Origin of the sequence: Acinetobacter sp. CIP 101966 (assembly GCF_000369725.1) — a bacterium.
GTDB classification, from domain to species: Bacteria; Pseudomonadota; Gammaproteobacteria; order Pseudomonadales; family Moraxellaceae; genus Acinetobacter; species Acinetobacter lwoffii_Q.
The window spans coordinates 582,280-595,840 of record NZ_KB850159.1; the positions used below are offsets into that span (position 1 = coordinate 582,280).

General features: G+C 45.3%; 11 protein-coding genes. 4 read left to right on the forward strand and 7 right to left on the reverse strand.

The genetic code is table 11. The annotated features are described in order from the left end of the window. Window positions 1-43 precede the first annotated feature (43 nt). The gene (locus F891_RS05640) at window positions 44-328 is read left to right on the forward strand and encodes a hypothetical protein (RefSeq protein ID WP_004279223.1); all 285 of its coding nucleotides are present in this window, start codon (window positions 44-46) and stop codon (window positions 326-328) included. A gap of 81 nt (window positions 329-409) precedes the next feature. On the opposite strand, the gene F891_RS05645 is transcribed toward F891_RS05640, so the two are convergent. Beyond that, window positions 410-889 (reverse strand): hypothetical protein, encoded by a 480-nt coding sequence (locus F891_RS05645; RefSeq protein ID WP_004279222.1) that lies wholly within the window; start codon window positions 887-889, stop codon window positions 410-412. 503 nt (window positions 890-1,392) lie between these two features. On the opposite strand from F891_RS05645, the gene F891_RS05650 reads away from it, so the two are divergent. The 3 genes from F891_RS05650 to rluB are packed head-to-tail and all read left to right on the forward strand — an operon-like array spanning window position 1,393 to window position 3,868. Beyond that, window positions 1,393-2,187 carry a segregation and condensation protein A gene (locus tag F891_RS05650; protein ID WP_005262510.1) on the forward strand — a complete coding sequence of 265 codons (795 nt, stop codon included), beginning with the start codon at window positions 1,393-1,395 and terminating at the stop codon, window positions 2,185-2,187. Next, on the forward strand, window positions 2,184-2,774 hold the full coding sequence (scpB, locus tag F891_RS05655) for an SMC-Scp complex subunit ScpB (protein ID WP_005104832.1): 591 nt from the start codon (window positions 2,184-2,186) through the stop codon (window positions 2,772-2,774). The genes F891_RS05650 and scpB overlap by 4 nt, the downstream gene beginning before the upstream one ends. 41 nt (window positions 2,775-2,815) lie before the next feature. After that, window positions 2,816-3,868, forward strand: a complete 1,053-nt coding sequence (gene rluB / locus F891_RS05660) for a 23S rRNA pseudouridine(2605) synthase RluB (RefSeq protein WP_004646093.1) — start codon at window positions 2,816-2,818, stop codon at window positions 3,866-3,868. A 56-nt stretch (window positions 3,869-3,924) separates the two neighbouring features. Here rluB and F891_RS05665 read toward each other — a convergent pair whose 3' ends face one another. The 6 genes from F891_RS05665 to F891_RS05690 are packed head-to-tail and all read right to left on the reverse strand — an operon-like array spanning window position 3,925 to window position 13,391. Next, a complete protein-coding gene (locus tag F891_RS05665) occupies window positions 3,925-5,661 on the reverse strand; it encodes an ABC transporter ATP-binding protein (protein ID WP_005262511.1) in 1,737 nt (578 codons plus the stop codon). Between the two features lie 10 nt (window positions 5,662-5,671). Next, complete coding sequence (locus F891_RS05670; RefSeq protein WP_005104834.1) at window positions 5,672-6,823, reverse strand: ABC transporter permease; 1,152 nt, start codon at window positions 6,821-6,823, stop codon at window positions 5,672-5,674. Window positions 6,824-6,830: 7 nt separating this feature from the next. Continuing rightward, window positions 6,831-7,769: an ABC transporter permease gene (locus F891_RS05675; RefSeq protein ID WP_004279216.1), complete on the reverse strand. Its 939-nt coding sequence runs from the start codon at window positions 7,767-7,769 to the stop codon at window positions 6,831-6,833. A gap of 12 nt (window positions 7,770-7,781) precedes the next feature. Beyond that, entirely contained in the window at window positions 7,782-9,788 is a 2,007-nt protein-coding gene (locus F891_RS05680; RefSeq protein ID WP_005104835.1) for a M3 family metallopeptidase, read from the reverse strand. Between the two features lie 20 nt (window positions 9,789-9,808). Continuing rightward, window positions 9,809-11,611: an ABC transporter substrate-binding protein gene (locus F891_RS05685; RefSeq protein WP_005104842.1), complete on the reverse strand. Its 1,803-nt coding sequence runs from the start codon at window positions 11,609-11,611 to the stop codon at window positions 9,809-9,811. 22 nt (window positions 11,612-11,633) lie between these two features. Beyond that, the gene (locus tag F891_RS05690) at window positions 11,634-13,391 is read right to left on the reverse strand and encodes an ABC transporter substrate-binding protein (protein ID WP_005104843.1); all 1,758 of its coding nucleotides are present in this window, start codon (window positions 13,389-13,391) and stop codon (window positions 11,634-11,636) included. Window positions 13,392-13,561 lie beyond the last annotated feature (170 nt).

Sequence of the window (13,561 nt, forward strand, 5' to 3'; positions counted from 1 at the left end):
GACGCTTGAGAAATTCCTACAAACATTCGGGGAGTCAAAATGAATGGATTTATTTTATCTCCTGCTAAATCAGCATGAATTTTCTGCACAGGATTTAATCTATGCAGAACTGCCTTGGACACTGCAATCCAAGGCAGTCATGGTCGAAGCACATTTTCCTTCCCATCCCACTGTAAATATTGATCATACTGAGTACCAATTTTTCCTGACGTTGGCTGTAGCGAGACAGTTGTTGCAGATCTATTCAAACCAAAATGTATGCCTGGCAGAGACTTGCCAACGTATCATTGAATTTGCGACCAAGGAATACAATCATTCCTCACCATGAAAATCTAAAAAAGCATAGGGTGAGAGGTTGCAGTTCTATTCTTTTCAATTCGACAGGTATGCAATGGTTGCCAAAACCAGTTTAGGAATCTGAACTACGTTCATAATGACGAACTGCAATGAAATTTGGGCATTGCGATAGCTTCTGTTCATGGTGCATGAGTTCCTCGCCCAGCTTATTTTTCAGATACACATGAAAAATGATCTGATCATCTTCCAGTACATTCAGCATCGCCGTACGTGCTTTGGGTTCCATGACTTTAAAGGAATTGATCGACTCACAAGACATGGCTTGCATATCCAGTTTAATCCGCTCATCCAGCTGGTCGCCCTCATAAGCCATATGCCGCATGTAAAAACGAATATTGGGATATTGGTCCAGCACACTAAAATCCATTTTCATGGCCTGCATGACAGGTCGGGCCTGTTCCGCAAAAGCTGAAAATCCGCCTGATTTCAGTCCTGTGCGTGCTTCATCTTCAAGCTGCATAATCTGATATTTGGGATAAGCCCAAAATCCCCCGAATGCGATCATCCCAATAACAACCAGAATAAGTGGCATGCTTTCTTCACCTTTTTATTGATTTTTGTGATTCTTGACTATTTTTCGAGAGTATAGCGGTATTTTTGACCAAAAATTACGGGGAAATATTTTATTAATACTTATTAATTTTATGTTTTTTAATGGGAAATCCGTTTAAAAATCATTCGATATCTGCCAGCTAGCTTATTTACTCTTTTGAGGAGAATCACTGTATTGATCGAGTTTTGAAGTGAATCAACTGGCATCATCTACCAGATACGCTTAATTATGAGAGCCAATTTAAAGTGAAAATCACCGCTGCATTTCCCGCCCGGTTCTACCGTTTTTCTCGTTGCTATTTTTAAATCGTAGATAAATTCCATTATTTTTTTAAGTTTTTATGGCTTTGACGGCTTATTTAATTTATTTAAAGTTACTTTTCCAGTACAATGACAACGCTTAATCCTGTGCTTTTCTTTCGATCAGATACCGAAAATCAAGCCTTTGCATGCCTTTGAAAATTCGCGTGGCCTATAATTGTAATGACTCAAATTATCCATAACACTATGGAATCTGCTCCGCACATTCGGGTTCTGGATGAATGGCAGGATACAATTCCAGAGGATCTGTACATTCCTCCAGCGGCATTTGAAATCTTATTAGAACATTTTGAAGGCCCACTCGACTTTTTAATTTACCTGATTCAAAAAAACGGTTTTGATCTGTTACAGGTCGATATCGCGCCGATTGCAGCGCAGTATTTGTCTTATATGGACGCGATGAAATCCCTGAACATCGAGCTGACGGCCGACTATATGGTGATGGCAGCCTTACTGGCAGATCTGAAATCACGTTTGCTGTTACCTAAACCGAAAAGCCTGGCTGCGATTGAACAGGATCCAAAACAAGAACTGATTGACCGTTTAGAAAATTATTTAAGAATTAGACAGGCAGCAGAACGTCTGGGCCAGATGCCGATTCTGGAACGTGACACTTTCACGACCAATGTCAGTCTGGGTGAAATCCAGCAGCCGAATGAAGGCTATTCAAGCGATTTATTGCGTGATGCCTTGTTTTGTATATTTAACCGTCCTGAACCCGTGATTCATCAGGTACAACAGGAACCGGTACTGTTGGAAGAACGGATTGCCTATATTGAAAGTTGTATTGAAACTGGCGCAATACTCAGCTTTAAGGACTTGTTAAAACCGAGCCAAGGCCGTATGGGTATGGTGGTAACCTTTATGGCGGTGCTGGAACTGACCCGACAACAAAAAATTCAGATTATTGCTACAGGTATTGAAGCCCCGCTCGCAATTCAAGGAGCCAGTCAATGACACTCGATCAAAATACGCTGTTATCTGCAGAAGATAATCTGCATGAAGTATTAATGCAGCTTGAAGCCATTATTTTTGCCAGCGACTCTGCGGTTTCATTGGCTCGTCTGAAAGAAGCTTTTCAAGATCGCTATAGCAAGCAGGAATTACGTCAGTATTTACAACAACTTTCCATGCTGATGCATGGCCGTTCAATCGAACTGATTGAAACAGCACAAGGTTATCGTTTTCAAGTGCGTGCAAAATATCGTAATATTATTGCACAGACCTGGCCTGAGCGACCGGCTCGCTTGTCGCCTTCATTACTAGAGACGCTTGCGGTGATTGCTTATCACCAGCCAGTGACCCGAGCGGATATTGAACAAATTCGTGGTGTCACGAATAACAGTCAAAACTTGCGTACGCTGTTTGACTGGAACTGGATTAAAGAGTCTGGATTTCGTGAACTCCCTGGAAGACCTGCGTTGTTAATGACAACGCCACAATTTTTAAATGCGTTTGGCCTGAATAGTTTGGGCCAATTGCCTCCCCTGCAGGATGCCAAGGAAGCTTTTATGGCCCTCGATGCGAATGCACCGAAGTCATAAATAGGTGAACTGTTGATAATTATTTCTAAGGTTATGCTGTCATGAGTGAAAAGTTGCAAAAGGTGCTTGCACGCGTTGGTTTGGGTTCTCGCCGTTATATGGAAGAAGTCATTGCCGCGGGTCGTGTAAGTGTCAACGGGCAAATTGCCCAAGTGGGTGAACGAATCGAACCAGGTGATGAGCTTCGCATCGATGGTCGTAAAGTTGCCTTCCAGATTGAAGACGAAATCCGTCGTCGTGTCATTATTTACTACAAGCCTGAAGGCGAGATCTGCTCACGTAGCGATCCTGAAAACCGTCCGACTGTATTTGAACAGCTGCCTGCTATTCCGGGCGATCGCTGGGTAATGGTGGGTCGTCTGGATATTAACTCGACCGGTCTGCTTTTATTCACAAATGATGGTGAACTTGCGAATCGCTTGATGCACCCATCGAATGAAATCGAACGTGAATATGCAGTTCGTGTCATGGGTGAAGTTACACCACAAATTCGTAACAACATGCTCAAAGGCGTGGTGCTAGACGATGGTCCGGCAAAATTCGAATCTTTCTCTGAACTCGGTGGTGACGGGATCAACCGTTGGTTCCAGGTGGTAGTAAAAGAAGGTCGTAACCGTGAAGTACGTCGTATCTTTGAATCACAAGGCCTGAAAGTCAGCCGTCTACTGCGTACCCGTTATGGTACTGTGATTTTGCCACGCGAACTGCGTACCGGTCGCTGGATTGAACTGGATAAAAACGATATCGACAACCTGACCAAAGCTGTGGAATTGAAACCACGTCAAGGTACTGGTTTGTTTGGTATGGCGAAACGCCGTAATGAACGTATGCAGGACAAGCCGATGGCTGCACGCCGTGGCGGTTTCTTGCGTCAGCAACGTCGTGACAGTGATGAGCAACCACAAAATAATACTGGCCGTGAGCGTCGTGATGACAATGCTTATGGTCGTCGTGACAGAGCTGAAAACCAGAATGGCACTCAGTTTGTGCGTCGTGAAAACCGTCCGGATCAAGGCTTTGGTCGTCGTGAAGAGCGTGATGAAAATGCGCCGCGTCGTCCATACGGTATCAACAAAGGCTTTAAAAAGTTTTAATTAAGATAAATAAAAAAAGTCAGGCACATTGCCTGACTTTTTTTATGCCTTATGCATCAGGCACTTTGTGGAATCCCTTGCGGAATGGCACCGAGTAAACGCTTGGTATATTCATGCTGTGGAGATTGATACAATTCATCTGAATTGGCGATTTCCACCAATTCACCATGATTCAGCACCATGATCTGATCTGAAATATATTTCACTACCGACAAATCATGTGAAATAAAGATATAGCTGAGTCCGAATTCATCCTGCAAATCTTGCAGTAAATTCAGCACCTGCGCCTGTACTGAGACATCCAGTGCCGAGACCGATTCATCGCAGATCAAAATCTCAGGCTTTAAGGTCAGGCAACGTGCGATTGCAATCCGCTGACGCTGACCACCGGAAAACTCATGCGGGTAGCGATAAAAAGCCTGAGCAGGCAAGCTGACCCGTTCCAGCAAATCCAGAGCCATTTGTTTGCGTTCGGCATCATCCTGACCAATCTTGTGAATCTGCATCGGTTCCATCAGGATTTGCCCTACGGTAAAGCGCGGATTCAGAGAAGCATAGGGATTCTGGAAAATGATCTGGATTTTACGTTGATACTGGGTAAATTCCTGTTCCGACATGTCCAGAATGTCCCGACCCTGAAACAGTGCCTTACCGCCCGTAGCCTTTTGCAGACGCATCAGCAACAAGCCAATGGTGGTTTTACCCGAACCGGACTCCCCGACCAACCCCAAGGTCTTGCCTTTGGCCAGCTGAAAAGAAACTCCTTTTACTGCTTGAAACTCATCTTTGCCAAACAGTCCTTTACGACTATAAAAAGATTTTTGCAGATCCCGTACATCCAGAATAATTTCCTCTCCGCCCTTTAGTCCACGTGAACGTTGCGGAAGCTGAGTATTCAGACGAATATCTTCCAGCCAGGTTGAACCATCCTGTTTCATAAAATCGCTGATCATCGGCAAACGTAACGGACGTTGCGAGAGTTGCGGGCGGCAGTGCAACAAGGCTTTGGTATACATGTCCTGAGGCCGGTCCAGCACCTCCCGAACCGGACCCTGTTCACGGATTTCACCATGGCGCATCACAATAACCTGATCGGCAATTTCACCAACCAATGCCAGATCATGGGTAATAAACAGCATCGACATCTGACGACGCTGACGTAGCGATTCCAGCAAGTCCAGAATCTGCTTTTGAATAGTCACATCCAGAGCGGTGGTCGGTTCATCTGCAATCAACAGTTTCGGTTCACAGGCAATAGCCATGGCAATCATGACCCGTTGCTGCTGTCCACCGGAAAGCTGCCCCGGATAGGCATCAATTTTAGTTTCTGGCGCAGGGATCCCCACTTCTTTGAGGAGCTCCAGGGTACGTTGCCGCGCCTGTTTTTTATTCATGCCTAAATGTAGTTGCAAGATTTCTGCAATCTGCATGCCTACCGTAAATACCGGATTTAGCGAAGACATTGGCTCCTGAAAAATCATGGCAATGTCTTTGCCGCACATCTTGCGCATTTCACGGGTTTTAAGCTTGAGCAGGTTTTTCCCTTCAAAGATGATCTGGCTATCTTCTGAAATACGTGCGCTTTCTGCCGGAAGCAGGCCCATAGTGGCGAGGGAAGTGACCGACTTGCCACTTCCCGATTCGCCTACCAGTGCAACTGTGGTATTGGCCGGAATCTCGAAAGAAACCCCTTTTACAGTCTCAATATATTCTTTATTTTCACCTTTAAAACTGACTCGCAGATTTTCTACGCGAAGTAGCGCAGGTGCTGTGCTTGGATTGATTTCAGACATCGTTGCGCTCCTATTTCAGTTTTGGATCTAATGCATCACGGAGTGCATCGGTAAACATCGAGAAAGCAGTTACCAATACCGCCATGGCGATTGAGGCTGCCGCCAGTTGCCACCATTTACCCAAAATCAGCTCGCTTTGTGCTTCATTTAGCATACTGCCCCATGACACTACCCCGATAGGCACACCGAAACCGAGGAAGCTCAAAATGACTTCGGACTTGATAAATGCCACCACCAGAATAGACATCTGTACCAGGGCAATATGGCTGACATTGGGAAAAATATGGACAAACATACGACGCATATTACTCACGCCAATCGCCTTGGCAGCCAGCACATATTCACGTGCCGTATGCTTCATGTATTCAGCACGAACCAAACGGAAGACCCCGGTCCAGCCAGTCAGACCTAAAATCAGGATGATTGATAAAATACCTTTCTGCTGTAACACTGCGGCAATGGCCAAAACCAGCAACAGATAGGGAATCGAGGTAAAGATATTATAGAACCAGTTTAGGACATCATCGACCCAACCACCAAAGTAACCTGCTATTGCACCCAGTGCAGTCCCAATCAGTACAGCGACAAAGGCTGCAATCAGTCCAACCAGAATCGAGGTTTCAGCCCCCTTAATGGTTTTCTGTAAAACATCCTGCCCCCATTTATCGGCACCGAAGACCAGACTTTGCTTGAGTTCCCCACTTTCATCCATCAGCTGGCCACCGAGTTCCTGATTAATGGCCTTCATGTCTTCTGCCAGCGGATCGACCACTCCATAATAATCGATGCCTGCACCAGCACCCTGCTCAGCAGCAATTTCAGCATTCAATTCAGCAATGACATCTTTTAAAGGATCAACTGGATTGACTGGTAGAGGTACAGATTCTGCGCCCTGCTCTGTATCAGATACAGCCGGAACTGGCGCTGCACTGATAAAACTCGGCGGTGCATAGCTGACCGCCACTTCTTTATTCCAGTCTTTGGCAATTAGGCCGCTCATTGACAGTACCAGCAGCAGCAGATAAAACAGCACCACATACAGGGAAAACATGGCAATCCGGTCACGTTTCAAACGGCGCATGGCCAGTTGCCATAATCCTGTTGAAGCCGATTCAGGTGCTGCTTCAGCCGCTTGTTCTTTTTTAAATATCGCACTCAGCATAATTCACCTACTTCAACTGTACACGCGGATCGACCCATTTATAGATCAGATCGGCAATCAGGTTGAATATCATGGTCGCAGCAGCAACATAGACCGTAATGGCTTTAATCACAGGAAAATCGGAACGTTCTACCGCAATAATGACTTCACGGCCAATTCCAGGAATACCAAAAAAACGTTCAATCAGGAAAGCACCGATCAGCAGTGCCGGAAGTCCTGCCATGACATCGGTAATAATCGGAATCGAGGCATTGCGCAAGACATGCACGCCCATGATACGGTTTTCACCCAGGCCTTTGGCACGCGCAGTACGTACATAGTCCTGATTAACTTCATCCAGTACGAAACTACGATACAGGCGTAGTGTTGGTGCAATACTTACCACCAACATAATCAGCACAGGTAACAAGGCATATTTGAAAAGATTATCGGCGAAATTATCACTCCAGCCCTGTACCGGAAACCAGCTCAATTCATAAGCCAGGAAATACTGGAACACGATGATGTAAACCAGAATACTGATCGACATACCGATCGTACATAGCATCATGATCATGCGATCAGTCAAAGAACCACGAACAGAAGCTACACCTAAAGCCAGAATGATAGAAATAATAGTTTGCAGAATAGTCAGTGGAATCAAAATGGTCAGTGAGGGTCCCAAACGGGTGGTGATAATCTGTGCCACCGATTCCCCGGTACTCCAGCTCACCCCATAATCAAAGGTTAAAATCTGCTTGATAAAGATCCAGAGTTGTACGTAATACGGTTGATCCACACCCAGTTGCTGACGGATGTTCTCAATCTGTTCCGCATTGGCCATTTTACCGGCCAGAATATAGGCAGGGTCTCCACCTACCCAGTTAAACAGCAGGAAAATCAGCAAAATCACCCCGAGCATGGTCGGGATCATTTGCCAAAGCCGTCGAATAATATATGCCAGCATTGCTTGCCTTCCTTAATTTTTTCCAGAGATTTCATTAAAGAAAGCTTTGCTGTCCGGATCACGACCCAAGAAGTCTTTCACCATTTGCTCGCCATGCTTTTGTCCGCCTTGAGCCAGGACCGTATTACGATAATGCGCACCGACTTTCTTGTCCATGAGCTGATCACCAAAGGATGAAAGCATATCCAGGGCAATGACTTCAGACCACATATAGCTGTAGTAACCTGCCTGATAGCCGCCCATCAGATGCCCGAACTGTCCCGGGAACTGCTGACCGCTGACATAACCCAAGGCGGTCTTGCCTTCCATATCCTGCCAGAGTTTTAAAGGCTCAATGTTTTTTGCATCTTTACCATGCAAGGCCATATCATATTGGGCATATAAAGCCTGACGGGCGTAATGCAGGCCTCGACCGTAATTCTTCACATTCTTTAAGCGCTCGGTCATGGCAGCATCCACCCGAGGACATGCCGGCTCACAGTAATCCGCTACTTTTGACAAGGTTTCCAGACGGCGTGCCCACTCTTCATACATCTGTGATGGTGCTTCTACAAAGTCACGCTCTACCGAGGTACCAGACTGTTCTGTATAGCGGGTTTTCGATAGAATCCCGTGCAAGGCATGACCCATTTCATGCACAAAGGTTTCCAGCTCGTTGCTATTCAAGCCCTTACGGTTAAAATTGGTCACCAGTACCGATACCGGACGACGCTGATTCAGGGTACTGCCACCATAAGCTCCCCAGACAGCTGCATGCCCATATTTGCCTTCACGCGGGTATTTATCGACATATAATCCGCCCAGGAATTCGCCCGTAGCTTTGTCATGTACCGCATAATATTCCACTTCATCATGCCAGGCTTTGACTTTCACCGGCTTGAACTCAATGCCATAGAGTTCCGAAGAAACAGCGAATAACCATTTTTGTGATGCTTCTGTCGGGAAATAATCCCGTAATTTTTCCTGGTCTACCTTGTATTTGGCCTGACGCAGTTTTTCACTCCAGTAACCCTGATTCCAGCGTGTAATTTCTGCTTTCTCTAATGGAACTTTTAAAGTTTCAGCCTTGAACTGACGTAATTGTTCTACATCCTGCTTTTCTAGAGGTGCAACTTTGGCATAAACCTCATCCAGAAAACCGTTCACTGCTTCCGGAGTTTTGGCCATGCGGAATTCAAGCGCAGAATGGGCATAGCTTTCCTTGTCAAAAAGTTGTGCCATTTCATAACGCAGATCAATGGCATTTTTCATGAATTGCAGGTTTTGTTCGGTCCCGCGACGCGTGTAAGCAGTCTGGTAACGTTTGCGTGCTTCATCACTTTCTGCCAGCTCCATAAAAGGCTGGTATTCCGGATAATCAAAGCCAAGCAGATAATTGCCCTTTTCATTTTTCTTTAAATTTGCGATGTAACTTTCTGGCAGGCCTTTCATTTCAGCTGGAGTAAATTCAACTTTTTCAGGGTTATCTCGCACATTTTTGGAAAAGTCCTGCCCCAGTTTGGTACTTTCTTCAATAATTTCTTTCAGTCGTTTCTGTTTTTCTGCACTGAGTTGTACCCCGGTATTCTCAAACTGTTCCAGAATATCTTCTAAAAATTTCTGATCAATCGGATCGCTGGCTTTCAGTTTCTTGAACTGGGCATACAGTTTAGGATTCTGATACAGGGTGGTCTGGTATTTGCTGATTTTAAGTTCACAGTCATCGGCTGCCTGACGCAATGCAGGATCCGGATCGACATTACTATATAGTCCTACTGCAGCACCGAAATCCCGGGCTTTGGCATGCAACTCATCCCATTCAGCCAGATAAGGCCCTGCCTTGGCTTTATTTTTAATTTTCTTATTTTCAAATATCTGGATATCTTTTTGCATGGAAGCCAGACTGGCATCACATAAAGACGGAATTTCTGCAGCCTTGAACAATGGCAGCAGCTGTACTTGGGTATCTGCCGCTACACCCTGATATCCCCCCATTATCATTAAACATAAGGTACTTAATTTTAAAGACTTTGATTTCATATTCATCTCCAGATTTTTTCTTACTTTTTCGTATTAATATCGATATACATCCATTCTGAAGACAGAATCGGATGGGACTTATGTCCAATAATTTGGGGTTGGGTCAAGGCATTACGGTAGGTGCTATAGAGCATCAGGGTCGGCATGTTGACTTCGAGAATCCGGGTCATTTTGCGATAAAGCAGATCACGCTCAGGGCCTGGCGGCATGCTCTGGGTTTGTTCGTGTAGACGGTCGAATTCAGGATGTTTAAAGCAGGCATTGTTGGTGACATTGACATTCTTGCCATAGAACAACTGCATAAAGTTGTCAGCGTCTGGATAATCGGCAATCCATGCAGAACTCTTGAACATGGTTTTACATTGCTTTTCCAGCTTGATGCCTTCAGCGAATGGCATAGCCTTACTGGTCAGCTGAATATGAATACTGTCCAGGGTCTTTTTCCAGAACTCACCCTGTTGCTGGCCCCGACTGGTATTCCCAGTAATCAGTTCAATCACCAGAGGTTTACCTTCAGGTGTCTTTCGCCAGCCATCTGCACCGATCTTGTAGTTATAGCGGTCGAGCAACATGTTGGCTGCTTTGACTGAATAGGGAATACTGCTTTTATAAGCAGGCGAATAGCCGGCTATCCCTGGCGGAACAGGCATATGCAGTTTTGCTCCATCTCCCTTAAGTAATACATTGATCATGTTTTCCACAGAAAATGCCATCGCCATGGCACGGCGTAAGGCAATTTTTTCTGGCGTGAAACCACCCACGACTGGGTTTTGCATATTCCAGTAATGGTAGCTAATGGAGGGCTCTAAAATACGTGACAGCTTCACCCCCTGCTGGGCCAGCTCCGGTTTTAATTTATCGCCATCGAGGGCCTGTACGACGATATCGCCCTCAATTTCGAGCAGGTCCAGTTCATTTTTCTTAAATGCCAGCATCCGTGATTGCGCTTCTTCAATAATACGCACATCAATAGTGCCGATTTGAGGCATTTTTTTGCCCTGCATGGCTTTTACAATAGCCTGATCTTCTGCACCACTGGCTTTAAAGTCCCAGACAAAACCACGATAAGCTGGATTTGGTTTTAAAATAATCCGTGAGCCGGGTGTCCAGCGGCTGAGCACATAAGGACCAGTTCCCACTGGCCTATTCATGACCCAACCCGCCTTGTCTTTATATTTTTCAATCACTTCACGAGCTACTGCAGCGGCAGGCCCATGTGCCAGCAACATCGGAAAGTTCTGATCCGGATTATTCAGCTTTAATACCAGGGTATAGCGGTCTGGGGTCTGAATACCTTCAAACGGATTTTCATAGGCTTTGCCATTCTTTTTGGTTAGGGCCATCCATGCGTCCAGCCCTTTAATTCGACCATCCAGCAACCAGCTGTTCGGTGAATGCAGCTTTGGGTCCAGTAGACGTTTCAAGCTATAAGCATAGTCATACGAGGTCAGTTCACGTTTTTTACCGCCGAAGACCGGATCATCGGCAAAGTAAATACCCTTTTTGATTTTGATGGTATAAGTCAAACCGTCTGCACTCACTTGAGGCAGACTTACTGCAGTCAAGGGTATCAGTTTCGCTGGCGAGGCCAGATAGTCATAGGTAAATAAGGTCTCAAAAATCGCGGCATTAATCTTGGCTGAATAACGGTCATGGATATAACCCGGATCAAAACCGGTTTCAGCCGCCGGAAATACTGTTTTTAAAACCTTATTCGGGTTGGCAGGATTGCTGGCCCATGTCGGTGCACTCCCTGCCATCATCAAACCAGCCATTAACACCCCACTGGCCAGTTTTTTTAAAGTATTTTTATTCACATTCATACTGGTTCTTAATCTTCTCAGGTTATTTTTTAACAGGTTCAATATCCATATATTGCCAAACTGCTCTGGTCACCGGATGGGCCTTAAAGCCCTGTACATGCGGATGAACCAACCAGTTACGTATCCGGGTATTGTGCAGAATCCACGGATTATCGGCCTCCATCTGGCGGTTCATCTGCTCATAATATGGAGTCCGCTGCTGCGGCGGCAGTTTCATCGCAGTCTGGTACAATGCGTCATAGGCTTTTGAGGTATAGCAACTCAGGTTGCCTTGCTGCGCATTTGGCCCATACAGTAACTGGGCAAAGTTTTCCCCTTCCGGATAGTCCGCAATCCAGGCTCCACCCCACATCATATGCTTGCATTGGGTGGCTTCTTTTAAATTGTCAGCAAAATTACTGACCTTGAACTCAATTCGTACCCCGATCGCATCCAGATTCTTTTTCCATAATTCTGCAGAAATCACCGAAGAGCTTGAGCTGGTTGAATTCATTTTTAGTATCAAAGGCTTGCCATCAGGTAAGGTGCGGTAACCATCAGCGCCTTTCTTATAACCAAAGCGGTCAAGCAGTTTATTGGCCAGTAATGGGTTATAAGCAATACTGCTTTTATACTTCGGGTCATGTCCACCCACTCCCTCTGGCAAAATCATTTCAGCTTTATCGGCATGACCTTTGTACAACTGCTGGATAGCTTCTTTCTGGTTATAGGACAAGGCAAGAGCACGACGTAAGGCAATTTTTTCCAGTGAATTTCCACCAATTAACGGATCACGCATATTCATGATGGTATAGGTAATTTCCGGTTCTTTATTCGGATAATGCAGGATGCCTTTTTTCTTGTATTCGCTTTTCAGCTGCTTATTTTCCAGTGCCTGTTCGGCGCCGCTCGCAGTGAGTTTGTCATAGTCCAGTTGTCCAGACTTTAAAGCCAGCCAGCGAGACTGTTCCTCTTCAATAATACTGATTTTGATCTTGCCAATTTGCGGCATTTGCTTGCCTTGCATGGCTTTGACAATACGTTGATCCCATTCGGAACCATCACCCTTAAAGTTCCAGACAAAACCACGATAATTCGGGTTGGCGGTCAGTTCAATACGGCTACGCGGCACATATTTGTGTAATTGATACGCCCCTGTTCCAACCGGATGCTGACCTGCCCGATGACCATAATGTTCGATCGCTTCCCGTGCGGTACCACTAAAAGCCACATAGGCCAGAATATATGGAAAATTCAGATCGGAACGGGTCAGGGTAATTTGTAAAGTATATTTATCTAGTGCTTTTAAACCGGGAATAGGTACATCGTAGTTGAACTTGCCAGTTTTTTTAGCCTGCTGGATGACCTGATCTGCCCCAAGGATTTTTCCCTCAATAAAAGAAAAAGAAGGAGAATGGTTTTTGGGATCCATGATCCTTTGCATGGAGTAGATATAATCACGCGCCACCAGTTCACGCTTCTTGCCCTGAAATGCCGGATCAGGACTAAAATAAATTCCTGGCTTGACTTTAAAGGTATAAACTTTGCCATCCTGTTCAACCTTGGGTAAGGATTCGGCGGTATTTGGTACCAGAATTGCCGGCCGCGCCAGATAGTCATAACGCAATAAAGGTTCAAAAATGGCTTCAGCAACGCTACCACTATAAAAATTATAGGTTTTGACCATATCAAAACCATCATCAGGTGCTTCGAAAGCCAAGTTTAAAACTTTATCCGGATGTGCAGATGATTTTGCCCAAGAGGCTTGCCCCGTAGTCATGGCCAAGGCCAAAATTGTCATGCTGAAAAGTGCTGATTTCAAATTTGTACCTATTCTTGATCTTGAAGTTTTATTGCTATAGGAAGTCTTTAACACATCATCCCATATTTGCTTCAATGGATGGGTCAAAGCTGGACAGATGGAATAAAATGAACAAAGCGAATTTCATGCCATCCTCGAAAAATAACGAT

What these genes read in the sequence shown, in the direction of transcription:
- F891_RS05665 (WP_005262511.1), bottom strand. Translation starts at nt 5,661, where the DNA reads ATGTCTGAAATCAATCCAAGCACAGCACCTGCGCTACTTCGCGTAGAA.
- F891_RS05640 (WP_004279223.1), top strand. Translation starts at nt 44, where the DNA reads ATGGATTTATTTTATCTCCTGCTAAATCAGCATGAATTTTCTGCACAG.
- F891_RS05645 (WP_004279222.1), bottom strand. Translation starts at nt 889, where the DNA reads ATGCCACTTATTCTGGTTGTTATTGGGATGATCGCATTCGGGGGATTT.
- F891_RS05670 (WP_005104834.1), bottom strand. Translation starts at nt 6,823, where the DNA reads ATGCTGAGTGCGATATTTAAAAAAGAACAAGCGGCTGAAGCAGCACCT.
- rluB (WP_004646093.1), top strand. Translation starts at nt 2,816, where the DNA reads ATGAGTGAAAAGTTGCAAAAGGTGCTTGCACGCGTTGGTTTGGGTTCT.
- F891_RS05650 (WP_005262510.1), top strand. Translation starts at nt 1,393, where the DNA reads ATGACTCAAATTATCCATAACACTATGGAATCTGCTCCGCACATTCGG.
- F891_RS05690 (WP_005104843.1), bottom strand. Translation starts at nt 13,391, where the DNA reads ATGACAATTTTGGCCTTGGCCATGACTACGGGGCAAGCCTCTTGGGCA.
- F891_RS05680 (WP_005104835.1), bottom strand. Translation starts at nt 9,788, where the DNA reads ATGAAATCAAAGTCTTTAAAATTAAGTACCTTATGTTTAATGATAATG.
- F891_RS05685 (WP_005104842.1), bottom strand. Translation starts at nt 11,611, where the DNA reads ATGAATGTGAATAAAAATACTTTAAAAAAACTGGCCAGTGGGGTGTTA.
- F891_RS05675 (WP_004279216.1), bottom strand. Translation starts at nt 7,769, where the DNA reads ATGCTGGCATATATTATTCGACGGCTTTGGCAAATGATCCCGACCATG.
- scpB (WP_005104832.1), top strand. Translation starts at nt 2,184, where the DNA reads ATGACACTCGATCAAAATACGCTGTTATCTGCAGAAGATAATCTGCAT.